This window comes from Guyparkeria hydrothermalis (genome assembly GCF_023555375.1).
GTDB lineage: Bacteria > Pseudomonadota > Gammaproteobacteria > Halothiobacillales > Halothiobacillaceae > Guyparkeria > Guyparkeria hydrothermalis.
Genome location: NZ_JAJSEE010000002.1, coordinates 353157 through 376704, shown reverse-complemented (window position 1 = coordinate 376704; position 23548 = coordinate 353157). Strand labels below are relative to the sequence as shown.

Annotated in this window: 21 protein-coding genes and 1 tRNA gene; 8 read left to right on the top strand and 14 right to left on the bottom strand. The window is 67.2% G+C overall.

Annotated features, from left to right (window positions below; translation table 11 throughout):
- Nucleotides 1–113 precede the first annotated feature (113 nt).
- A complete protein-coding gene (locus LV475_RS04375) occupies nt 114–1400 on the top strand; it encodes a peptidoglycan-binding protein (RefSeq protein ID WP_250105817.1) in 1287 nt (428 codons plus the stop codon).
- 253 nt (nt 1401–1653) lie between these two features.
- Here the strand turns inward: LV475_RS04375 and rpsI are convergent, their stop codons facing one another.
- Entirely contained in the window at nt 1654–2046 is a 393-nt protein-coding gene (rpsI, locus tag LV475_RS04370; RefSeq protein WP_136867756.1) for a 30S ribosomal protein S9, read from the bottom strand.
- 12 nt (nt 2047–2058) lie between these two features.
- Nucleotides 2059–2487: a 50S ribosomal protein L13 gene (gene rplM, locus LV475_RS04365; protein ID WP_136867755.1), complete on the bottom strand. Its 429-nt coding sequence runs from the start codon at nt 2485–2487 to the stop codon at nt 2059–2061.
- Between the two features lie 441 nt (nt 2488–2928).
- Here rplM and LV475_RS04360 point away from each other — a divergent pair, with 441 nt between their 5' ends.
- Nucleotides 2929–4173, top strand: a complete 1245-nt coding sequence (locus LV475_RS04360) for a (Fe-S)-binding protein (protein ID WP_250105816.1) — start codon at nt 2929–2931, stop codon at nt 4171–4173.
- A gap of 11 nt (nt 4174–4184) precedes the next feature.
- Here LV475_RS04360 and speD read toward each other — a convergent pair whose 3' ends face one another.
- From speD to LV475_RS04335, 5 genes are all read right to left on the bottom strand, one after another.
- The gene (speD, locus tag LV475_RS04355; RefSeq protein ID WP_250105815.1) at nt 4185–5021 is read right to left on the bottom strand and encodes an adenosylmethionine decarboxylase; all 837 of its coding nucleotides are present in this window, start codon (nt 5019–5021) and stop codon (nt 4185–4187) included.
- A gap of 231 nt (nt 5022–5252) precedes the next feature.
- On the bottom strand, nt 5253–5675 hold the full coding sequence (locus LV475_RS04350; RefSeq protein WP_136867524.1) for an OsmC family protein: 423 nt from the start codon (nt 5673–5675) through the stop codon (nt 5253–5255).
- Nucleotides 5676–5685: 10 nt separating this feature from the next.
- A complete protein-coding gene (trpC, locus tag LV475_RS04345; protein ID WP_136867523.1) occupies nt 5686–6495 on the bottom strand; it encodes an indole-3-glycerol phosphate synthase TrpC in 810 nt (269 codons plus the stop codon).
- Nucleotides 6496–6573: 78 nt separating this feature from the next.
- Nucleotides 6574–7596: an anthranilate phosphoribosyltransferase gene (trpD, locus tag LV475_RS04340; protein ID WP_136867522.1), complete on the bottom strand. Its 1023-nt coding sequence runs from the start codon at nt 7594–7596 to the stop codon at nt 6574–6576.
- Between the two features lie 193 nt (nt 7597–7789).
- Nucleotides 7790–8575: a DUF3427 domain-containing protein gene (locus tag LV475_RS04335; RefSeq protein ID WP_250105814.1), complete on the bottom strand. Its 786-nt coding sequence runs from the start codon at nt 8573–8575 to the stop codon at nt 7790–7792.
- A gap of 524 nt (nt 8576–9099) precedes the next feature.
- Here LV475_RS04335 and glyQ point away from each other — a divergent pair.
- From glyQ to LV475_RS04305, 6 genes are all read left to right on the top strand, one after another.
- Nucleotides 9100–10026, top strand: a complete 927-nt coding sequence (glyQ, locus tag LV475_RS04330; protein ID WP_250105813.1) for a glycine--tRNA ligase subunit alpha — start codon at nt 9100–9102, stop codon at nt 10024–10026.
- 73 nt (nt 10027–10099) lie between these two features.
- Nucleotides 10100–12178 (top strand): glycine--tRNA ligase subunit beta, encoded by a 2079-nt coding sequence (gene glyS, locus LV475_RS04325; protein ID WP_250105812.1) that lies wholly within the window; start codon nt 10100–10102, stop codon nt 12176–12178.
- A gap of 7 nt (nt 12179–12185) precedes the next feature.
- Entirely contained in the window at nt 12186–12935 is a 750-nt protein-coding gene (locus tag LV475_RS04320; RefSeq protein WP_136867518.1) for a lysophospholipid acyltransferase family protein, read from the top strand.
- The gene (locus LV475_RS04315) at nt 12901–13827 is read left to right on the top strand and encodes a fructosamine kinase family protein (RefSeq protein ID WP_169303649.1); all 927 of its coding nucleotides are present in this window, start codon (nt 12901–12903) and stop codon (nt 13825–13827) included. The genes LV475_RS04320 and LV475_RS04315 overlap by 35 nt, the downstream gene beginning before the upstream one ends.
- A 69-nt stretch (nt 13828–13896) precedes the next feature.
- Nucleotides 13897–15198 (top strand): sensor domain-containing diguanylate cyclase, encoded by a 1302-nt coding sequence (locus LV475_RS04310; protein WP_136867516.1) that lies wholly within the window; start codon nt 13897–13899, stop codon nt 15196–15198.
- Nucleotides 15195–15959, top strand: a complete 765-nt coding sequence (locus LV475_RS04305) for an SDR family NAD(P)-dependent oxidoreductase (RefSeq protein WP_136867515.1) — start codon at nt 15195–15197, stop codon at nt 15957–15959. Before LV475_RS04310 ends, LV475_RS04305 begins: the two co-directional genes overlap by 4 nt.
- Before the next feature lie 59 nt (nt 15960–16018).
- Here the strand turns inward: LV475_RS04305 and LV475_RS04300 are convergent.
- The 7 genes from LV475_RS04300 to LV475_RS04270 all read right to left on the bottom strand — a co-directional run bounded on the left by LV475_RS04300 (nt 16019) and on the right by LV475_RS04270 (nt 23466).
- A tRNA-Ser gene (locus LV475_RS04300) sits at nt 16019–16111 on the bottom strand.
- Nucleotides 16112–16295: 184 nt separating this feature from the next.
- Nucleotides 16296–16493: a carbon storage regulator CsrA gene (gene csrA, locus LV475_RS04295; RefSeq protein WP_136867514.1), complete on the bottom strand. Its 198-nt coding sequence runs from the start codon at nt 16491–16493 to the stop codon at nt 16296–16298.
- Between the two features lie 80 nt (nt 16494–16573).
- A complete protein-coding gene (locus LV475_RS04290; protein ID WP_136867513.1) occupies nt 16574–17806 on the bottom strand; it encodes an aspartate kinase in 1233 nt (410 codons plus the stop codon).
- A 148-nt stretch (nt 17807–17954) separates the two neighbouring features.
- Nucleotides 17955–20570 carry an alanine--tRNA ligase gene (gene alaS / locus LV475_RS04285; RefSeq protein ID WP_136867512.1) on the bottom strand — a complete coding sequence of 872 codons (2616 nt, stop codon included), beginning with the start codon at nt 20568–20570 and terminating at the stop codon, nt 17955–17957.
- An 80-nt stretch (nt 20571–20650) separates the two neighbouring features.
- A complete protein-coding gene (locus LV475_RS04280; RefSeq protein ID WP_136867511.1) occupies nt 20651–21133 on the bottom strand; it encodes a regulatory protein RecX in 483 nt (160 codons plus the stop codon).
- A gap of 15 nt (nt 21134–21148) precedes the next feature.
- On the bottom strand, nt 21149–22195 hold the full coding sequence (recA, locus tag LV475_RS04275; RefSeq protein ID WP_136867510.1) for a recombinase RecA: 1047 nt from the start codon (nt 22193–22195) through the stop codon (nt 21149–21151).
- Between the two features lie 89 nt (nt 22196–22284).
- Nucleotides 22285–23466, bottom strand: a complete 1182-nt coding sequence (locus tag LV475_RS04270; protein WP_136867509.1) for a pyridoxal phosphate-dependent aminotransferase — start codon at nt 23464–23466, stop codon at nt 22285–22287.
- Between the last annotated feature and the right edge of the window lie 82 nt (nt 23467–23548).

The following is a 23548-nucleotide window of genomic DNA, read 5'->3' as shown; positions in this document are numbered from 1 at the left end:
CTCAACAGCTCGACACCTCACGCATCCCGCCACCCCCGGTGCTAGGCTCCAAGGACCGATCATCCCGACAACACGGACGACGACCGCCCTGTCAGTCCACTGGAGGTGCGACTGTGATCACCAAGACCCTCACCATCGGCCTCGTCCTCGCCGGCTCAATCGGCGTGGCCAGCGCCGACTTCACGCAGGCGATGCGCCATTACGACCAACAGCAATACCGGGAGGCCCTGCAGGAATTCCGCGAATCGGCCGACCGGGGTGATGCCTATTCCCAGTACATGCTCGGCCGCCTGCACGAGGCCGGCAACGGCACCACGCAGGACTTCGTGCAGGCCCACAAGTGGTACAACCTGGCCGCGGCAAACGGCCATCGCCACGCTGCCGAGGCGCGCGACCTGCTCGCCGAGCGCATGACCGCCCGGCAGGTTTCCCAGGCCCAGCAGGCCGCACGCGACTGGCAGGCGGACGGCTCCACGTCGTCGCCGACGCCATCGTCATCGCGCCCGCCGGTCGACAGCCTGTCCGAGCAGGAACGCGTGGCCGAGGTCCAGCGCGAACTCAACCGGCTGGGCTACGACGCCGGTCCGACCGACGGCATCATGGGCGACCGCAGCCGCAGCGCGATTCGTCAGTACCAGGCCGACATGGGGTTGTACCGGGACGGCCGTGCCACTGCCGACCTGCTCGAGCGCCTGCGCCAGACCAAGCCGGAGCAGGTCGAACACGACGACAGCCCCCGCGTGGTGCTGCAGGAAGACTTCAGCGATGGCAATTACCGCAACAATCCGTCCTGGACGGTGCTCAACGGCGAGTTCGAGGTCGACCGCAACGGGTTGCGCAGCATCGTGGATACCACCACGGCGAATGATCGCGCCATGGGCGGGCTGAATTCGGATCGCCCCGAGGACATCGGCCTGGCCGTACTCGGGATGATCCTCGAACAGCGCCGCGGCCGACAGGACGAACAGACCGCCCCCACCCAGCCGGCCAGGATTATCACCAACGCCCCGGTCGGCAACGACTTCGCCATGGAAATGGACCTCGCCTCACGCGAGCAACCCGGCCAACTCGAGGTGGGGCTTTTCCAGGGCGATCGCCCCGACGGCACCGGCTATCGACTGGTCTATTCCGCGGGCTCCGAGCCGGCGCTCGCCCTGCTGCGCCTGGTTTCCGGCCACGCCGAGGTGATCGCCCGCCACGACGGCCGGCTCGATCTCGAGGATGGCCGCTTTCACCGCATCCGCTGGACCCGCGACGAGAGCGGGCGGATGGAGGTCCACGTGGACGACCGGCACCTGCTGCGCGTTCAGGACAACGGGCTGCGCGACCCGTTCCAGGGCGTGACGCTGGTCAACCACGGCGGGGATTACAGCCTGCGTCGGATCAGGCTCGAGGAATAGCGGCTCGCCCGGCACGAGATGCCGCGTCGCGGGGATATCGCCTCCCCGCCAACCGCGCGTGTGAGCTGCGCATGACCCGTTGACCGGACCAGGAGGGGCTCGGCAATGCCGGAAGCCTGAGCCGGGCGCGGTCCCAGTTCCCCGCCACCAGCTCAGCGGGCCCGCAACGTTTCGACCGGGCAAAGCAAAAGCCCCGCTCGATGGCGGGGCTCTCGTCTCGCAGGCATCCGGCACGGGGCCGGACGGCGTCGGATCAGCGCTTGGAGAACTGAACCGAGCGACGTGCCTTGCGCAGACCGACCTTCTTACGCTCGACCTGACGCGCGTCACGGGTCACGAAGCCGGCTTCGCGCAGCTTCGGACGATGCGACTCGTCGTAGTCCATCAGCGCACGGGTCAGACCGTGACGAACGGCACCGGCCTGGCCGCTCGGGCCACCGCCAGCAACGGTCGCGACGACGTCGAACTTGTCGCTCAGCTCCAGCAGCTCCAGCGGCTGGCGCACGACCATCTGCGCGGTTTCGCGACCGAAGAAGTCTTCGATGCGCTTGCCGTTGATGGTGATGTTACCGGTGCCCGGACGCAGGAATACCCGTGCGGAGGATCTCTTGCGACGACCGGTTCCGTAATTCTGTGTCATTGCCATGGGTAGTCTCTCTTAGATCTCGAGCGGCTGCGGCTGTTGCGCCTGATGGTTGTGCTCGGCGTTGGCGTAGACCTTGAGCTTGGTGTACATCTGGCGACCGAGAGCGTTCTTCGGCAGCATCCCCTTGACGGCCAACTCGATGACGCGCTCCGGGGAACGCTCCATCAGCTTTTCGAAGGTGAAGTGCTTCATGTTGCCGATGAACCCGGTGTGGAAGTGATACATCTTGTCCTTGGCCTTGTTGCCAGTGACCTTGATGTCCTTCGCGTTGACGATAACGATGTAGTCACCGGTATCGACGTGCGGGGTGTACTCGGCCTTGTGCTTGCCACGCAGGCGACGAGCGACCTCGGTAGCCAGGCGACCCAGCGTCTTGCCGGATGCATCGATGACGTACCAGTCGCGTTTGACCTCGGCCGGCTTGGCGGAATAGGTTTTCATGGATCGACAGCTCCCAAACCAGAAGCGATACATTGATTTCAAGAGGGCGCGAAGTCTACCCGAAGGCAACGCACCCCGCAAGACCGATTTCACAACCGGCCCGAACGTGGAGAACCGCGGAGTATAAAACGCATCGGCGCCGAAAGCGAAGGACTTTCCGCACCGATGGGCGTCAGGTCGTCAACGCGTGTATCGCAGACAAAAAAAATGCCGGCAGGAGCCGGCAACAACAAGAACCACCAAAGGAGGATAAGCAATTCACGGTATCAAGATATACTAATACTCCACGGGCCGTCAAGCCCGACCGACACTTTTTTGTCGGGACCGCCCCGCGCTGGGCGCCCGCCGTCCACCCCAGGGCCTCACGACGCCCTCGCCCCCCTTACTTGACGCGCCACCGCCTGCCTTGACCGCCGCATCACGCCACTGCACTCTTTGCGCATGACTGCCACCGACCCGAGCGACCACCCGACGCGCCACCTCGACGAGGCCATCCGCTCGGATGCGCTCGACTGCGTCATGTGCGGCATCTGCGTACCGCACTGCCCCACCTTCGCGTTGAGCGACAACGAGGCCGACGGCCCACGCGGGCGGATCAGCCTGTTGCTCGGCATCAGCCAGGGCGAACTCGCGCCCGACGCCGACATCACCCGCCATCTGGATACCTGCCTGACCTGCCGTGCCTGCGAGATCGTCTGCCCATCGGGCGTCGCCTACGGCCGACTGATCGACAACGGCCGCGCGCGACTGGCGCAGGAGTCCAGCCACGCCGCGCACCCAAAGCCCGCGGCGCGGCAGTGGCGACTGCTGCGCGACCAGCTGCTCACCCGGCGCCGGCGCCTGGGCGCAGCCTGGCAACTGGTTCGACTGATGCAACGCCTGGGACTGGGCGGCCTGACCCGCCGGCTGGCCGGCCCGGTCGGCCGCGCCCTGCCCCGGCAGGTTGCCGGCCCCCTATCGCCACAACCCCGGCCGTCCGATACCCAACCCACGCGCGGTCGCGTCGGTTTGTTCGTCGGCTGCACGGGTGCGGCGATGAACGCGAACGCCGTCGCCGCCGCCCGCACCGCGATCGCTGCCTTCGGTTACGAGGTGGTCGAGCCGGCCGGCCAGGGCTGCTGCGGGGCGATGCATGCCCACGGCGGTGAGCCGGCGGAGGCGAGACGCCGCCGCGAGGCGAACGCCGCCGTCTTCCAGGCCGCGGGCGTCGAGGCGATCGTTGTCGTGGGCACGGCCTGCGCCGCCGAGCTGGGCCCGCTGACGGATTCGCACGAGATCACGGTGCGCGAGATCACCGACTGGCTGCTCGCGCGCGATCGAACCGAATGGCCGGACGTCGCGCGTCTCGATTACCGCGTCGCCGTGCACACGCCCTGCAGCCAGCGCAATCACCTGCGGCAACCCGAAGCGACCCGCCAGCTGCTGGCGTCCATCCCGGGGCTGGAATTGCTGGAGATCGACGGCAACGCGCGTTGCTGCGGTGCCGCCGGCATGCAGGTACTGCTCTACCCGGATCAGGCCGAACAGCTGCGCGAACCGAAGCTCGACTCGATCGAGCAACTGGCGCCGGACGTGGTGGTCAGCGCCAACGTCGGCTGCGCCACCCACCTGGCGGCGGGCGCGAACCTCACGGTCAGGCAACCCGTGGAACTGCTGGCCGAGTCGATCGCCGCCGCCAGCCGCTGATTAATCGCTAATCAACCTGAGGGCACGTCCGCGTCGGCCAGGTTCCGGCCATAGAAGATCTCGAACATCTCCTTCTTCAGCGCCTTCTCGATGCGGGTGCAAACCTGCGGGCTGTAATCGTCGGTGCCGTGGCCGAACAGGTAGTTGTCCAGATCGAAGTCCTTCAGGAGCATCTTGGTGTGGAAGATGTTCTCCTGGTAGACGTTGACGTCGATCAGCTGGTAGCGCTCGCGGGTGTCCTCGGCGAGGTAGTTCTGGATCGAGTTGATCTCGTGATCGATGAAGTGCTTCTTGCCGTGCACGTCGCGGGTAAAGCCGCGCACGCGGTAGTCGAGCGTGACGATGTCCGAGTCGAAACTGTGGATCAGGTAATTCAGCGCGCGTAGCGGCGAGATCCGCCCACAGGTGGACACGTCGATATCGACCCGGAAGGTGGAGATGCCGTTTTCCGGGTGACTCTCCGGGTAGGTGTGGACCGTGATGTGGCTCTTGTCCAGATGCGCGACCACCGAGTCGCGCTCGAGCTCGCCGTCGCCCGGCAGCGGACCCGGCTCCTCGTGGTAGTCGATGCCCTCGGCGATCACCGGCTCCTCGGAAATGAGGATGGTGACCGAGGCGCCCTGCGGCTCGTAGTCCTGGCGGGCGACATTGAGGATGTTCGCCCCGATCATCTCGGTGACATCGGTGAGGATCTGGGTCAGCCGGTCGGCGTCGTAGACCTCGTCGATGTAGGCGATGTACTCGTTTACCTGCGCACGGGTCTTGGCGTAACAGATGTCGAAGATCGACATGCTCAGCGTCTTGCTGAGGTTGTTGAACCCGTGCAAGGTGACCGACGGCTCACCCATGACTACCCCCTGAAACAAAGCGCCCGACCTCCCGGCCGGGCGTATCGATGCGTCGAACGAAAACGACGCGCTGTAATTGCCGCAAAGTGTAAACCGGCGCCGGGAATCGTGTCACCAACCGCGCACGCCATCGGCCGTTGGCCGAGGCACTGCTGTCGCACCATTGCCACGACCGGGCCCACCACCGCGACACATTGATGGGGCGGGTGCCCCGGAGATCCGCTGTGCCCGCTACTCGGGCTCGCGAACCTCGAAATCGTGCGTCAGCTCGACCGAGTCGCGCAGCATCGCCGACACCGAGCAATACTTCTCCGCCGACAGGTCCACCGCGCGCTCGACCTTCTTCGGGTCCAGCCCGCGGCCGACCACCACGTAATGGGTGTGGATGGTGGTGAACACCTTGGGCGCCTTCACGTCCGCCCGCTCGGCGGACAGTTCGATCCAGCAGTCCTCGACCGGCTGGCGCTGCTTGCCCAGGATCATCATCACGTCGATGGCGGTGCAGCCACCCAGGCCCATCAGCACCATCTCCATCGGACGCGGCCCGGCATTGCGACCGCCGATTTCCGGCGCGCCGTCCATGACGATGGCGTGCCCGCTGTCGGCCTCGGCCATGAACGCCATGCCGTCGACCCATTTCACTCGTGCCTTCATCACGACTACCTTACGACTGGTTGAGTTCGAACAGTTCCGCCAGCGCCTCGCCCGGGTCCTCGGCGCGCATGAACGCCTCGCCCACCAGGAAGGCATGCACGTCGTGTTCGCGCATGCGGCGCACGTCCTCGACGCCGAGGATGCCGCTCTCGGTGACCACGATCCGGTCGTCCGGAATGTCGTGCAGCAATTCCAGCGTGACGTCGAGACTGACATCGAAGCTGCGGAGATCACGGTTGTTGATGCCGATCAGGCGGGTATCCAGTTGGAGCGCCCGCAGCAGCTCGTCGTGGTCGTGGACCTCGACCAGCACGTCCATGCCCCAGTGGCGGGCGCGGTCGTGCAAGGTGCGCATCGTCTCGTCGTCGAGCGCGGCGGCAATCAGCAGCACGCAGTCGGCGCCCATCGCGCGCGCCTCGTCGACCTGGTAGGGGTCGATCAGGAAGTCCTTGCGCAGCACCGGCAAGCGGCAAGCGGCGCGGGCGGCCTTGAGGTACTCGGCATCGCCCTGGAAGAAGTCGCGGTCGGTCAGCACCGACAGGCAGGCCGCCCCGCCCTTCTGGTAGCTCTTGGCGATGGCGACCGGGTCGAACGGCTCGCGCAGCACGCCGCGGCTGGGCGAGGCCTTCTTGATCTCGGCGATCACCGCCGGGCGCTTGTCGGCCACGCGCGTCTCGATGGCGCGCTCGAAGCCGCGCGGACGATCGGCGGCCAGCGCCTGGTCCTCCATCACGGACGGCGGGGTCACCTGCCGGGCGGCGGCGACCTCGAGGCGCTTGCGCGCGATGATCTTCTTCAGGATATCGGGGGTATCAGTCACGGCAGTCACGACCGGGAAGTGTAATGGGTGGGTGGACCGGGGACGCATCCATCCCCGGCCGGACAATTCGGGCCGGTATCAGGCCTGGCAGGCGCGGGTCATGGCGACCAGCTGCTCGAGCTTGTCCAGCGCGCGCCCTTCGGCCAGCAGGCGCTGGGCGGTGGCCACGCCGGCGACCAGGTCCTCGGCCAGGTCCGCGGCATAGATGGCCGCCCCGGCATTCAGCGCGATCATGTCGGCGACCGGGCCGGGCTCGCCGCCCAGGGCGGCGCGCACGCAGGCCACGCTCTGCTCGGGGCCATCGACGATCAGCCGATCAAGCGGCTGGCGCGTGATGCCGAAGTCCTCGGGCTCGACGCGGAAGCGGCGCACCGTATTGTCTTTCAGCTCGGCCACCTCGGTCGCCTCGGCCAGCGAGATCTCGTCGAGACCGTCGTGGCTGTGCACCACCAGCACGTGACGCGCGCCCAGGCGCTGCATCACCTCGGCCAGCGGCTCGAGCCAGTCGCTACTGTAGACGCCCAGCAGCATCGCCGGCGCACCGGCCGGGTTGGTAAGCGGCCCGAGGACATTGAACAAAGTGCGCACCCCCAGCTCCTTGCGCGGCACGGCGGCGTGGCGCATCGAGCCGTGGTGGCGCGGGGCGAACATGAAGCCGATTCCCAGCTCGCGCACGCAGCGGGCGACGCAATCGCTGTCGACCTCCAGGTTCACGCCCGCCGTCTCGAGCATGTCGGCACTGCCCGAACGGCTCGTGACCGAGCGGTTGCCGTGCTTGGCCACGTGCCCGCCGGCCGCGGCGACCACGAAGCTCGAGGCGGTCGAGACATTGAACAGCGCGGAGCCGTCGCCACCGGTACCGACGATGTCGACCAGGTGCGGCACGTCCACCTGCACGCCCACCGCCAGCTCGCGCATTACCTCGGCGGCAGCCGTGATCTCGTCGATGGTCTCGCCCTTCATGCGCAGCGCGACCATCAGGCCGGCGACCTGCACCGGCGTGGCCTCGCCGGCCATGATCTGGTGCATGACCGCGTACATCTGTTCGCGGCTCAGGTCATGACGGTCGACGGTGCGGGCAATGGCTTCGCGAATGTCCATGGGGTGTTCGGGGTTCCGGCGTGGGTCAGGCGGGGAAAGGTAGCACGGCTGGGGGATGGTCCGCAGCACTGAGGCCTTACCTGAGGAGAGGCCAGCATATTAAGGGAGCCCCCCTTCTCGTTTTGCGCCCATGACCCGTCCGGGGCTGCGACCACATGTTGGCCGAACGTCTGACTTCGGCTTCTGCTTGCCCCTAGCCAATGTCATTTATGAGCTGTTTCAGCTCCGAGATCGACAACGCAGGCCGTTTACGATGGAGCATTGCGTGGCAATTGGGGCAGACAGGCCGTAGATCGGCAACCGGATTGAGTTCGTACTCCTCACCCACTTCGGCCAACGGCTTCAAGTGATGCACGTGAATGAAGCCGCGGCCGATTTCTCCGTACATGCTCTCAAAATCGAAATTGCAGACCGCGCATTTGACTCCCCAACGCTTCAAACACTGTCGACGTGCATTCGGATCACGCTCGTAAACGTTCACTGTTACCGTCTTTTTGGCACCTTCCGAAACGCTTTGTGGATCTAACACTTCTTCCGGCAGCACTTCGGGACGATTGAACTCAGTTCCTCCAAAGGTCCACGTGACCTGAACGGGGCTAGAGTTTTTGTAGCTTTTCGGATGTGCCAAGCCCGCAAAAGTGAACGCTTCACGGTTGTCCTCTCGGAAGAACAGGTAAACGTGCCCAGCAGGATGCAGCAAACTCTGGATTGAGGGTTGGTGCAGCCTTGATTGCGACTTTCCGAACCAAATCAGTTCGTCCCCCACAAACCTGTTCTGGTAATCGTGTCCAGTCCGACCGGCAGTACCCACACCACAAAAGATGAAATGATCATCTTCGTGTGAGGTGTAACCGGTATACCAACTCCCTCCTCCGGGATCCTCAATGCCGAGAGTTCGAAAAACGTCCTTTCTGGTGTACTGGCCACCGGCCTTAAATGGATACACGTTACTCAAAACCGCCCCAATCAAACCTAACAATTCAATGACCTGCGGGCTTTAACCCCTACGTGCCGTGGGTGCCTGTTTCGCCCGCCGATCAACGTTTACCAACCTTAGCGGACTCGGCGCCCGGCGGGCGAGCCCCTTTTCTTGCTTGTCCAAGAAAAGGGGCGAAAAGAAGGACACCCTGCGTCCTGGTCCTGCGGACCCGGTAGCCTCGAGACGAGGCTACCGGCCTCACGAGCGAAGGCCGGCTGTTCGGGGCCGGTTCGACGCGACCTCCTGTCGCGGCGAACCTCGAAGCGACGTCCGTGTCGCTTCGCCCCGGCCGCCCTTCCCTCGTGAGGCAGGACGCCAAGGGCCCGCCCTTCGATCTGCCTTCGCAACCACCTCCCGACTCATCGCCGCCATTTGATTTCGCCAACCGGCGGCGAGAATGCCCGTTAGTCAGCAGGACAACCTGTCCAGCCCGTGCAGAGCACGCGCCCATCGGTATACTATGGCCGCTTTGCGTATCCCCCCTCTCGGGGCCGCGTCCAGACACGATCTACACAAGAATTCTCATGAGTCAGCCTTCCATCGAAACGCGCTTCGACCTGTCGACCTTCCAGGGCCTGATCCTGGCCTTGCAGAGCTTCTGGGCCGAGCAGGGTTGCGCGGTCCTCCAGCCGCTGGATATCGAGGTGGGTGCCGGCACGTTCCACCCGGCCACCTTCCTGCGCTCGATCGGCCCGGAGCCGTGGCGCGCGGCCTACGTGCAGCCGTCGCGCCGGCCGACCGACGGCCGCTACGGCGACAACCCCAACCGCCTGCAGCACTACTACCAGTTCCAGGTGCTGTTGAAGCCCTCGCCGGACAATATCCAGGAGCTCTACCTCGAGTCCCTGACCCGGCTGGGCTTCGATCCGCTGACCCACGACATCCGCTTTGTCGAGGACAACTGGGAGTCGCCGACGCTGGGCGCCTGGGGCCTGGGCTGGGAGGTCTGGCTCAACGGCATGGAGGTGACCCAGTTCACCTACTTCCAGCAGGTCGGCGGGCTCAACTGCGATCCGGTCTCGGGCGAGATCACCTACGGTCTCGAGCGCCTGGCGATGTACCTGCAAGGGGTCGAGAACGTCTACGACCTGGTCTGGTCGCGCTCGGATGCCGGGGTGATTACCTACGGCGACGTCTACCACCAGAACGAGGTGGAGCAGTCGACCTACAACTTCGAGCAGGCCGACACCGCGTTCCTGTTCCAGCACTTCGACCACGCGGAAGGCGAGTGCCTGCGCCTGGTGAAGGCCGACCTGCCGTTGCCGGCCTACGAGCAGGTGCTCAAGGCCTCGCACGCCTTCAACCTGCTCGACGCGCGCCGCGCCATCTCTGTGACCGAGCGCCAGCGTTACATCCTGCGCGTGCGCACCATGGCCCGCGCCGTGGCCGAACGCTACTTTGCCGCCCGCGAGGCGCTGGGCTTCCCCATGGCGAACCCGACACAGGGCTGATCACGCACCGGGCGCACCCGGCCCATCGGGCCATGCCACGACGACCAAGCATTGCCAACAGGTACGGACTTTCATGACTGACACGGCGGACTTTCTTTTCGAACTGGGCACCGAGGAACTCCCGCCCAAGGCCCTGACCACCCTGCGCGACGCGCTCGAAGACGAGATCCGCGCCGGGCTGGACGAGGCGGGGCTGGCCCACGGCAAGCTCACGGCCTACGCCGCGCCGCGTCGACTGGCCCTGTTGGTCGACGACCTGGCCCGCGCCACCGAGCCCAAGCCGGTCGAGCGCCGCGGCCCGGCGGTCAAGGCCGCCTACGATGCCGACGGCAACCCGACCAAGGCCCTGACCGGCTTCGCCACCGGCTGCGGCGTGTCGCCCGACCAGCTCGAGACCATGACGACCGACAAGGGCGAGTGGCTGGTCCACCGCTACACCGAGCCGGGCCAGAGCGCCGCCGACCTGCTGCCCGCCATCGTCGAGCGCGCACTGGACAAGCTGCCCACCCCGAAGCGCATGCGCTGGGGCAGCTCGCGCGCCGAGTTCATCCGCCCGGTCCACTGGGTGCTCGCCCTGCACGGCGACCAGGTGGTCGACATGACCCTGTTCGGTCACGCCGCCGGCAACCAGACCTTTGGCCACCGCTTCCACCACCCGGAGGCGCTGACCGTTAGTGCCCCGGCCGACTACGCCGCCACCCTGCAGAAGCAGGGTTTCGTGCTGGCCGACTTCGCCGAGCGCCGGGCGCACATCGAGTCGCAAGTGAAGGCCAAGGCCGACGAGATCGGCGGGCGCGCCCATATCGATACCGACCTGCTCGACGAGGTGACCGCCCTGGTCGAGTGGCCGGTGGCCGTCGCCGGCGAGTTCGAGGCGCGTTTCCTCGACGTGCCGCACGAGGCACTGATGTACACCATGCAGGACGACCAGAAGTACTTCCCCGTCCTGGATGCGCACGGCGCGCTGATGCCGTGGTTCATCACCGTGGCGAACATCGAGAGCCGCGACATCGAGGCGGTGCGCCACGGCAACGAGCGTGTCATCCGCCCGCGCTTTTCCGATGCGATGTTCTTCTGGGAAGGCGATCTCAAGACCCCGCTGGAATCACACCTCGAGTCGCTCAAGCACCTGGTGTTCCAGAAGCGCCTGGGCAGCGTGTTCGACAAGGTGCTTCGCATCGAGCAACTGGCCGAGGCCATCGCCCGGCAGATCGAGGCCGACCCGCAGGCCGCCCGCCGGGCGGCGCGATTGAGCAAGTGCGACCTGCAGACCCAGATGGTAGGCGAGTTTGCCGGCCTGCAGGGCACCATCGGCCGCTACCTGGCGACGCACGAGGGCATGGACGAAGATGTCGCCATCGCCCTGGACGATCACTATCGCCCGCGCCGCGCCGGCGACGACCTGCCGCGTGGCGGGGTGGCCCAGGCCGTGGCCCTGGCCGATCGGCTCGACACGCTGATGGGCATCTTCGCCATCGGCCAGGCGCCCACCGGCGCCAAGGACCCGTTCGCCCTGCGTCGCGCGGCGCTGGGCGTGCTGCGCATCCTGGTCGAGCAGGAACTGGACCTCGACCTGGTCGAGCTGCTCGAGATGGCGGCCGCCGGTATCGCCGACAAGGTGCCGGAGGCCAACGATCACGTCATGGGCGTGTTCGAGTTCATCACCGAGCGCCAGCATCGTTACAGCCTCGATCGCGGCATCCGCAGCGACGTTTTCCAGGCCGTCTCGATGACCGGCACCCGCCGGCCGCTGGACTTCGAGCAGCGCATGCGGGCGGTCAACGCCTTTATCGAGCTGCCGGAGGCCGAGGCACTGGCCGCGGCCAACAAGCGCATCGGCAACATCCTCAAGAAGCATGACGGCCCGGTCCCGGAGTCGGTCATTGATGCCCGACTGGTCGAACCGGCCGAGCAGCGCCTGTGGGAGGCGGTCGACGCGATCGGCCCGCGCCTGGAGGGCCTGCTGGCCGAGGGCGACTACACCGAGGCCCTGACCGCGCTGGCCGCCCTGCGCGAGCCGGTGGACGCGTTCTTCGACTCGGTGATGGTGATGGCCGACGACACGGCCCTGCGCGACAACCGCTTGGCACTGCTGGCGCGGATCAACGCGCTGTTCCTCGCCATTGCCGACGTCTCCCAGTTGCAGGCGTAAGGCGGCAATGCTCACCTGGCTACGGACGGCCCTGTTTGCCCTGGCAGCGACCCTCTCGCTGCTCGCGCATACGCCGATCCTGCTCGCCGGGCGCTTTCTGCCGTTCGAGCGACGCTATCGCCTGCTGTTCTCCTTCGGCCGCTCGATCCTGTGGCTGGCGCGCGTGATCACCGGCATTCGCCACGAAGTCGAGGGGCTCGAGCACCTCGATCCGACGGGGGGCAACCTGGTGCTGGCCAAGCACCAATCCACCTGGGAGACGATGTTCCTGCCCAGCACGCTGCGCTTTCCCGCCTTCGTGCTCAAGCGGGAACTGCTGCGCATCCCGGTGTTCGGCCAGGGGCTCAAGGCGATCGAGCCGATCGCGATCGACCGGGCGGCCGGGCGCAAGGCGCTGGCCGAGATCCTGCGTCAGGGGTCGGCGGCCCTTGCCGACGGCCGCGACGTGGTGATCTTTCCCGAGGGCACCCGCCGGCTCCCCGGCACGCCACCCAACTACCGCATCGGCGGGGCCATGCTCGCCGAGCGCAGCGGCGCCCGGGTAATCCCCATGGCCGTCGATTCCGGCTGCCTGTGGCCCAAGAAGGGCTTTCGCATGCGCCCGGGCACCATCCATGTCGTGTTCGGCCCGCCGATCGAGACCGAGGGCCGGACGGCCAACGAGATCAACGACGCCACCCAGGAGTGGATCGAGGCAACACAGGAGGCTCTCTACAACCGCCATGGCTGCCCCAACCACGTATCAGGCACTTCTTGACGACGCCCTCGCCCGCATCCAGCAAGGCGAGACCCCCGAAAACGCGCTGACCGCGCGGCTGGCCGAGGCCGGCTCGCTCGAGGTTGCCGATCAGCGCGGCATCGGTGGCGGCTGCATCGCCGATGCCACCCAGCTCGAGACCGATAGCGGCCCGCTGTTCCTCAAGACCCACCCGGACCGCAACGACGGCATGTTTCCCGCCGAAGGGCGCGGGCTCGAGGCACTGGGCACGCGCATCCGCACCCCGCAGGTGGCCGCCGCGGGCAGCGTCGACGGCACGGCCTACCTGCTGCTCGAATGGCTCGACCTGGCCCCGGTGAACGACGCCGCCCTGGGCGAGGCGATGGCCGAGCTGCACGCCGAGCCGCAATCGGGCTTCGGCTGGCCGGAGGACAACTTCATCGGCGCAATGCCCCAGCTGGGTGGCGAGGACGACGACTGGGCGCGCTTCTACGGGCAACGCCGCCTCGCCCCGCAGCTCGACTGGGCCGCCGAACGCGGCCTGTCGGGGCGCAGCATCGACGCGGGCCGCGAACTGATCGACGCCCTGCCCGCCTTCTTCAGCGACTACCGGCCCTACCCCGCGCTGATCCACGGCGACATGTGGGGCGCGAACCACGGCGCGCTCACCGACGGCACCCCGGTGCTGTTCGACCCGGCCACCTACCGCGCCGACCGCGAGGCCGAAATCGCCATGACCGAGCTGTTCGGCGGGTTCGCCCCCGGCTTCTACCAGGCCTACCAGGCCCACTTGCCGCTGGATGCCGGCTACCGCACGCGCAAGACGCTCTACAACCTCTACCACGTCCTCAACCACTTCAACCTGTTCGGTGGTGGCTATGGCAGTCGCGCCGACGGCATGATCCGGCAACTCCTGGCGGAATTGCGCTGAAGGGCATTGGGGTTCGGCGCCAGACCTGCAAGAATACCCCCACCATCACCACCGGCATTCCGACCCGTCATGGACGACCTGCATCCGTCGCTGTTCCAGGCCCTGCCCGATGCCGTCTACGTGATCGACCCGGCCACCTCCCGGATCGTCGACTGCAATCGCGCCGCCCACGAGGACCTGTTGCTCGCGCGCGATGACGTGCTCGAGCACTCGGTGCTCTCCCTGCAGACGCGCGTGCATGGCATGCCGGCCTGGTCGGCGATCGCCGAGGTGATCCGTCGGAACTCGCCCTACCGATTCATCGGCGGGCACCGGCGCGCGGACGGCAGCGAACTGCCGGTCGAGGTGGTCACGTCGGTGGCCACCCTCAACGGCGAGGAACGCTTCATCTCCGTCGCCCGGGACATCAGCCGCCGCCCCGGTGTCGCGGCACCGCCGGACGAGCGCGCGACCGGCTGGCAGATCCTGCACGACCTCGCCGACGGCGTCTGGGACTGGTACCCGGCACAGGAGCGACTGGTCTTCAGTCCCCGATTGCATAGCCTGCTGGGCTACGGGCCGGAGGAGATGCCCGAGGTGATCGAGACCTGGAAGGACAACGTCCACCCCGACGACCTGCCCGTGGTGATCACCACGTTGCAGGATCATCTGGCCGGCGAGCGCCACCAGTTCGAGGCGGTCTACCGGCTGCGCAACCGCAACGGCCACTACCTCTGGGTGCACGACCGGGGCTCGGTGGTCGACTGGGACGACGAGGGCCGGCCGCTGCGGGTCACTGGGCTGGTCCACGACGTCACGGATGCCAAGGCGGTCGAGGCCCGGCTGCAACGGGAAGCCGACCGCGACATGCTCACGGGGCTGCTCAACCGACGCAAGGGCATGGGCCGGCTGGAGGAACTGCTCGCCCGGGCGCAACGCTCGGGTCGCCGGCTCGCGCTGATCGCCCTGGACGTGGACCACTTCAAGCCGGTCAACGATCGCTACGGCCACCTGGTGGGCGACTCCGTGCTCGAAGCGCTGGGAAGGCTCATCGCCCAGCACGCCCCGCCGGATGCGGTCGCCATGCGTTGGGGTGGCGAGGAGTTCCTGATCGGCCTGCCGCTCGACGACGGCGCCTCGGGTTGCCGCCTCGCCACCACGCTGCTCACGGCGATCGAGGCGCGTGACTGGCCGGAACCGCTGCAGGACGAGACCATCACCGCCAGCGCTGGCGTGACCCGCAGCGACCCGAGAATCGAGTCGATCAACGACCTGATCGCGGCGGCCGACCGGGCGCTGTACCTGGCCAAGCGGGAGGGCCGCAATCGCGTCGCCCAGAGCGAATATCACCCACCCTGCCACGCCGAACGGCAGCCGGAGGCAACGCCATGACACAACCGAACGCCCTGGTCACCGGCAACAGCAGCGGACTCGGCCTCGGGCTGAGCCACGCCCTGCTCGAGCGCGACTACCGCGTCCACGGCTGCAGTCGCCGCGGCTGCGCCGCACTGGCCGACCGGGTGGTCGACGTGCCCTGCGATCTGTCCGATCTCGACGCGATCGGACCGGCGCTCGACCAGCTGCTCGCCGGGGTCGACCGGCTCGACCTGGTGGTGCTCAACGCGGGCATCCTGGGCGAGATCGAGGACATGAGCCGGGTGTCGGTCGAGCGGCTGCGCGAGCTCATGGACATCAACGTATGGGCCAACAAGGTGATCCTCGACTGGCTGCTGGCATCAAACATCGCCATCGACCAGATCGTGGCGATTTCCTCGGGCGCGGCGGTACTCGGCAACCGCGGCTGGGGCGGCTACGCGCTGTCCAAGGCGACACTCAACATGCTCTGCCGACTGTATGCGCACGAGTTCCCGGACACGCATGTCGCCGCGATCGCACCGGGCCTGATCGACACGCGCATCATCGACACGCTCTGCGAGATCGACGACACCTCGCGCTTCCCGGCGCTCGAACGCATCCACGCCGCGCGTGGCACCGAGACGCTGCTGTCACCGGGGGCGGCGGCCGAACGGATACTCCATGCCCTGCCGGGGCTCAGGGAATTCGAGAGCGGCAGTTTCGTCGACCTGCGCCAGATCCTCGCGCCGGAGGAATACGAAGCACTGATGGCGGTGCGAAATCGCCCAGGGAGATAAGGAAGGCCCACACGGCAAAAAGCCCCGCCAGGCACGCCCGGCGGGGCTTTTTCTTCGTATGGCGGAGAGAGAGGGATTCGAACCCTCGAAGGGGCTATAAACCCCTTACTCCCTTAGCAGGGGAGCGCCTTCAGCCACTCGGCCACCTCTCCAACAAGCGCCGCATGGTAGCGGCTTTGGCGGCAGGAATCAATGCCACCGGGAGGCCGTCGACCGCCCCGTCACACCCGCACGACCGCTCTGCCCGGACGCGTCCCGAGGGGCGCGGGCAGGAACGGACAACTCGGATGGACCGTGGGCGACCACGGCGAGGCGAACGATCGCGAGGGGGAGGCCTCAGGTCGAGGCGTCGCCCTCACCGTCCTGTTCCGTCTCGCTCTTGATGCGCTGATAGATTTCCTCGCGATGCACGGCGACATCCTTGGGCGCATCAATACCGATTCGGACCTGGTTTCCCTTGATGCCGAGCACCGTGATGGCGACGTCGTCGCCGATGCGCAGCACCTCACCAATGCGGCGAGTCAAAATCAACATATCGGGTCACTCTCTGTGTTTAGCGGCCCCGCCTGTCTTCCGTCGGGGGCCATGCCGGATATTAGTCGGTCAGCCGCGGATCAGCTCAGCGACACTTCCGGGGTATCGAGCTCGAAGGCATCGTGCAGGGCACGCACCGCCAGCTCAAGGTACTTGTCGTCGATCACGACCGAGATCTTGATCTCGGAGGTGGCGATCATGCGGATGTTGATCTTCTCTTCGGCCAGCACCCGGAACATCTTCGAGGCGATGCCGGCGTGCGAGCGCATGCCCACGCCCACCAGCGAGATCTTGACGATGTTGTGGTTGCCGGAGACCTCGCGCGCGCCGAGCTCGTCGGCGGTCTTGCGCATCAGGTCCAGCGCCTTGTCGAAGTCGTTACGATGAACCGTGAAGGTGAAATCGGTGGTGTCGTCCGCACCGATGTTCTGCAGGATCATGTCGACTTCGATGTTGGCCTCGCCGATCGGGCCGAGGATCTTATAGGCAATCCCGGGGCTGTCCGGCACGCCCTTGATGGTCAGCTGGGCCTCGTCCTTGTGGAACGCGATCCCGGAAATTACTGGTTCTTCCACGCCGTCTTCCTCCAGGGTAATCAGGGTGCCGGGGCCGTCCTGGAACGAGGACAGCACCCGCAGGGGGACGTTGTACTTGCCGGCGAACTCCACCGAGCGAATCTGCAGGACCTTCGAGCCCAGGCTGGCCATCTCCAGCATTTCCTCGAAGGTGATCCGGTCGAGGCGACGGGCCTTGGGCACGACGCGCGGATCGGTCGTGTAGACGCCGTCGACGTCGGTGTAGATCTGGCACTCGTCGGCCTTGAGCGCCGCGGCCAGGGCCACGGCCGAGGTGTCCGAGCCGCCACGGCCCAGCGTGGTGATCTGGCCGTGCTCGTCCACGCCCTGGAAGCCGGCGACCACGACCACGCGACCGGCATCGAGATCGCCGCGAATGGTGTCGGTATCGATCGACTGGATACGCGCCTTGGTATGGGTGCTGTCGGTGAGGATGCGCACCTGCGCGCCGGTATAGGAACGCGCGTCCTGACCGCGCGCTTGCAGGGCCATCGACAGCAGCGCGATGGTGACCTGCTCGCCGGTGGCGACCAGGGTGTCGAGTTCACGCGGGGTCGGCTCGGCCTGGATCTCTTTGGCCATCCCGATCAGGCGGTTGGTCTCGCCGCTCATGGCCGAGACCACGACGACCACCGAGTCGCCGTTGTTCACGGCACGCTGGACGCGCTCGGCCACCGCCTGGATGCGCTCGACGCTGCCGACCGAGGTACCGCCGTATTTCTGTACGATTAACGCCATGTTGTCGTTTCCTTGGCACCCTCCGCGGGGTGCCAGCTCCTTGTCGCTGACGTGAGAAAGTCAAAGCAGCCGGGCAGTATAAACCGCCGGCCGGACTTTTTCACCCGCCGGGCCCATGGCCCCGTGTCAGGCGGGGGCGCCGCCGGGTTCAGCCAAGCTGCTCGGCCACCCAGGCACGCGCCGCGCTCAGTGCCTCGGCCAGGCGCTCCGGCTGGCTGCCGCCGGCCTGGGCCATGTCGGGACGACCGCCGCCCTTGCCGCCCACCTCGGCGGCAGCAACGTTGACCCAGTCGCCTGCCTTGAAGGTCTTGGTCAGGTCCTTGGACAATCCCGCCACCAGGCGCACCTTGCCGTCGTCGACGGTCCCCAGCAGGATCGCGGCGGTGCCGAGCTTGTCGCGCAGCTTGTCCATGCTCTCGCGCAGCGCGCCGGCATCCGCCCCGGGGAGTTCGGCGACCAGCACCTTGGCCGGACCGATGGTCTCGGCGCTGTCGGCCAGCTCGTCGCCACTGGCGGAGGCGAGCTCGGCCTTGAGCTTGGCCAGTTCGCGCTCGAGCTGGCGCGAGCGCTCCAGCATCTGCGCGACCCGCTCGGCCGCTTCGGTCTTCGGTCCGCGCAGCAGCTCGGCGATCTCGCCCACCGTCTGGTCGGCGCGCTCGGCCTCGGCCAACGCGGCCGCGCCGGTCACCGCCTCGATGCGGCGCACGCCCGAGGCGACGCCCGACTCGGCCACGATCTTGAACAGCCCGATGTCGCCACCGCGGCGGGCGTGCGTGCCGCCGCAGAGTTCCATGGAGAAGGGCCCCATGGTCACCACCCGCACGACGTCGCCGTACTTCTCGCCGAACAGCGCCATCGCGCCGGCCGCGCGTGCCTCGTCGATCGCCATCTCGCGGGTCTCGACCGCGTGGTTCTCGCGCACCTGGGCGTTGACCAGCCGCTCGATCTCGCGCAACTCCTCGCGGGTGACCGGCTTGTCGTGGGAAAAGTCGAAGCGCAGCGACTCGGGACCGACGCGCGAGCCCTTTTGGTGGACGTGGTCGCCCAGCACCTCGCGCAACGCGGCGTGCAACAGGTGGGTGGCCGAATGGTTCAGGCGGATCTCGGCGCGGCGCTCGCCGTCGATGCGCGCCGTCACGGTATCGCCTTGGGCGAGGTGCCCGTCGGTCAGCGTGCCGTGGTGGAGGAAGACCCCGCCCTGCTTCTGGGTGTCGTGCACGACGAAGCGACCGTTGGCCGACTCGATCACGCCGGTGTCGCCCACCTGGCCGCCCGACTCGGCGTAGAAGGGCGTGCGATCGAGGGCGATCACGCCGTCCTGGCCGCGCTCGAGCGACTCGGCCTGGCTGCCCTCGCGGGCGACCGCGACCACGGTCGCCGCGAGCGAATCCTGCTGGTAACCCTCGAACACCGTGGGCTCGTCCGTGCCGATCTTGATGGTCTCGGCGGTGAAGTGGCTGGCCGCGCGCGACTGGGCACGCCGCTCGGCCATCTCGCGCTCGAAGCCTTCCTCGTCGACGACAAGGCCACGCTCGCGGGCGATATCGGCGGTCAGGTCCAGCGGGAAGCCGTGGGTGTCGTAGAGCTTGAAGGCGGTCTCGCCGTCGATGGTGCCACCCGCGGGGAGATTGGCCACCGCCTGCTCGAGCACCTGCATGCCCGAGGCGAGCGTCTGCAAGAAACGCTCCTCCTCGGCGAGCAGCACGCGCTCGACCTCGTCGACCGCCTTGGCCAGCTCCGGGTAGGCATCGCCCATTTCCTTGACCAGCGGGCCGACCAGCTTGTGGAAGAACGGCGCGTCCTGACCGAGCTTGTGGCCGTGACGGGCGGCGCGGCGGATGATGCGGCGCAGGACGTAGTCGCGACCCTCGTTGCCGGGGCGCACGCCATCGACGACCAGGAACGCGCAGGAGCGGATGTGGTCGGCGATGACCTTGAGCGAGGCCGACTCGCGGTCGGTCGCCCCCGTGGCCTCGACGGCCGCGTCGATCAGGTGCCGGAACAGGTCGATCTGGTAGTTCGAATGCACGCCCTGCATCACCGCGGCCAGGCGCTCGAGGCCCATGCCGGTGTCGACCGAGGGCTTGGGCAGGTTGCTGAGCGTGCCGTCGGCCGCCCGGTCGTACTGCATGAAGACGATGTTCCAGATCTCGATGAAGCGATCGCCGTCCTCGTCGGGCGAACCCGGCGGGCCGCCCGGGATCTCGGGGCCGTGGTCGTAGAAGATCTCGGAGCAGGGACCGCAGGGGCCGGTGTCGCCCATCTGCCAGAAGTTGTCCGAGCCGCCGCCCGGCTTGTCGCCGATGCGCAGGATGCGGTCCTCGGGCAGGCCGATGTCGTCGCGCCAGTGGGCGTAGGCCTCGTCGTCGCTCTCGTAGACGGTGACCAGCAGGCGCTCGGCCGGCAGACCGAGGGTCTCGGTCAGGAAGTCCCAGCCGTAGCGGATCGCGTCGCGCTTGAAGTAGTCGCCGAAGCTGAAGTTGCCCAGCATCTCGAAGAAGGTGTGGTGCCGGGCGGTGTAGCCAACGTTCTCGAGATCGTTGTGCTTGCCGCCGGCGCGCACGCAGCGCTGCACCGAGACCGCGCGCGGATTGGCGCGCTTCTCCTGACCGAGAAAGGCCTCCTTGAAGGGCACCATCCCGGCATTGGTGAACAGAAGCGTCGGGTCATTGGCCGGAATCAGCGACGAGGAGGGCACGACCTCGTGCCCCCGCTCGGCAAAGAAATCCAGGAAGGCTTGACGAATTTCGGCGCTGGTCTTCATGCACGAACCATCTCGGAAAACGGGGAGGACAAAGCGCGGATTGTAGCGCAGTCTGCCGCCTTTTCCGATGGATGGGCGGGCTACGGGAAATCGGGGCCGACGTCCTCGTCGGGCCACCAGCCGGCCAGCTCGTGGGAGAGGTCGGGGGGAAAGCCGCGGCGCACCAGGTGACGGTGGCGCCGCGCGCGGTCGGGGAAGTCGGCGGGGGGCTCGCGAAACCGCGCGAGCAACTGCTCCCGGGCCAGCTCGGCCCAGTCCTGCGGCTCGGCGGCGAATGCCTCGCTGGCCACCCCCTCGTCGACGCCCTGCTGGGCCAGTTCGTTCGCGATCCGGTCGGGCCCGTAGCGCCGCGCGGCACGGGCACGGATCAGGCTCTCGGCGTAGCGACGATCCGACTGCCAGCCCTCCTCGACCAGGCGGTCGAGCACCGGGTCGACCTCGTCGGCCGCAAAGCCCCGATCCGCGAGCTTGCGGGCCAGTTCCAGCCGACTGTGCTCGCGCCGGGCCAACAGCCCCACCGCACGCTTCTCACAGTCGAGCCGGCGCCGCTTCTCGTCGTCCACGGGACGTGGATGGCCTTAGGAGGTCTCGTCGACCGGCGTCTCGTCGACTTCGCTCTTCTCGGGGATCGGGGCCGGCTTGGGCATCATGATCTCGCGCACCTGCGCCTCGATCTCCTCGGCAATCTCCGGGTTCTCCGCCAGGAACTGGCGCGCGTTGTCCTTGCCCTGGCCGATGCGAGTGTCGCCGTAGGAGTACCACGCACCGGCCTTCTGGATGATGCCGTGCTTGGCGCCCAGGTCCACCAGCTCGAGCAGGTGCGAGATGCCCTCGCCGTAGAGGATGTCGCAGTCGACCACCTTGAACGGCGGCGCCATCTTGTTCTTGACCACCTTGATGCGGGTCTGGTTGCCGATGACCTCTTCGCCCTTCTTCACCGCGCCGACGCGACGGATGTCGAGTCGCACGGAGGAGTAGAACTTGAGCGCGTTGCCGCCGGTGGTGGTCTCCGGGCTGCCGTAGGTGACGCCGATCTTCATCCGGATCTGGTTGATGAACATCACCATGCAGTTGGTGCGCTTGATGTTGCCGGTCAGCTTGCGCAGCGCCTGGCTCATCAGGCGGGCCTGCAGGCCGACGTGGCTGTCACCCATCTCGCCCTCGATCTCGGCCTTGGGCACCAGGGCGGCGACCGAGTCGACCACCACGGCGTCCACCGCACCGGAGCGCACCAGCATGTCGGCGATCTCGAGTGCCTGCTCGCCGGTGTCCGGCTGGGAGACCAGCAGGTCGTCGACGTTCACGCCCAGCTTCTCGGCGTAGGTCGGGTCGAGCGCGTGCTCGGCATCGATGAACGCGCAGGTGCCGCCGGCCTTCTGCGCCTGGGCCAGCACCTGCAGGGTGAGCGTGGTCTTGCCCGAGGACTCCGGGCCGTAGATCTCGACCACGCGGCCGCGCGGCAGGCCGCCGATGCCGAGTGCGGCATCCAACGAGATCGAGCCGGTGCTGATGGCCGGGACATTCCGTCGTCCCTCGTCGTTCATGCGCATCACCGCCCCCTTGCCGAACTGGCGTTCGATCTGCGACAGGGCGGCGCTCAGGGCCTTCTTGCGGTTCTCATCCATCAATCAACTCCCAACCCTTCGGGCTTGAAATGCAGGCAGTGAAATACGACCAGCCTCCCTGCCGGCCGCCATAGAAAAAACGGTGTCGGTCAGGCCGCCGACAGGACCGCGCGGATCCGGTCGATGGCCTCGCGCAGCGCATCCAGGCTGGTCGCGTAACTCAGGCGGACGTGACCCGGGGCGCCGAAGGCCGACCCCGGCACCACGGCGACGCCGGCTTGTTCGAGCAGGTGCTCGGAGAAGGCGACGTCGTCCTCGACGCCCAGGGCCTTCATGGCCGCGGAGACGTCCGGGAAACTGTAGAAGGCGCCCTGCCCGGGCAGGCAGGACACGCCCGGCAACTCGTTGAGCGCATCGACGATGAAGTCGTGGCGCTCGCGGAAGGCGCTCACCATCGCGTCGATCTCCGACTGGTCGCCGGCGATCGCCTCGCAGGCCGCCTTCTGGGCAATCGAGCAGGCACCCGAGGTGCTCTGCGACTGGATCACCTTCATCGCCTTGATCAGGTCGGCCGGGCCCGCCGCGTAGCCGATCCGCCAGCCGGTCATGGCGTAGGCCTTGCTCACGCCGTTCAGGACCACGGTGCGCGGCAGGAGATCCGGCGCCACCATCGCGATGTTCGAGAACGGCTCGTCGGCCCAGAGGATCTTCTCGTACATGTCGTCGGTGGCGATCACGATCTCGGGGTGATCGCGCAGGACGTCCGCCAGCTGGGCCCAGTCCTCGCGGGTGTAAGCCACGCCGGTGGGGTTGGAGGGGCTGTTGAGCATCACCAGCCGGGTCTTGTCGGTGATCGAGGCGGCCAGCTGGCGCGGGCTCATCTTGAAGCCCTGGTCCTGGCCGGCGGAGACGATCACCGGCTCGCCACCCGCCAGGCGCACCATGTCGGGGTAGGAGACCCAGTAGGGGGCCGTGATGATCGCCTCGTCGCCCGGATTGAGCAGCGCCTGGCAGAGGTTGAAGATGCTCTGCTTGCCGCCGGTGGAGACGATGACCTGGTCGAGGCCGTATTCGAGCCCCTGGTCGTTCTTGAGCTTGTCGACGATGGCCTGACGCAGCTCGACGATGCCCTCGACCGCGGTGTAGCGCGTGAAGCCGTCGCGGATCGCCTGGATACCCGCCTCACCGATGTGCTTCGGGGTGTCGAAGTCCGGCTCGCCGGCACCGAGGCTGATGATGTCGCGGCCGGCGGCACGCAGCTCGGCGGCCTTGGCGGTGACGGCAAGTGTCGGTGAGGGACGGACCCGGCGGACCCGGTCGGAAAGGTTCATGGCGGCTGCTGACTCCCTGGTGGGCGTTCGTCGGCGTGGACGAGAACACCGGACCACATTGAAATGATTCGGCCGGCATTTT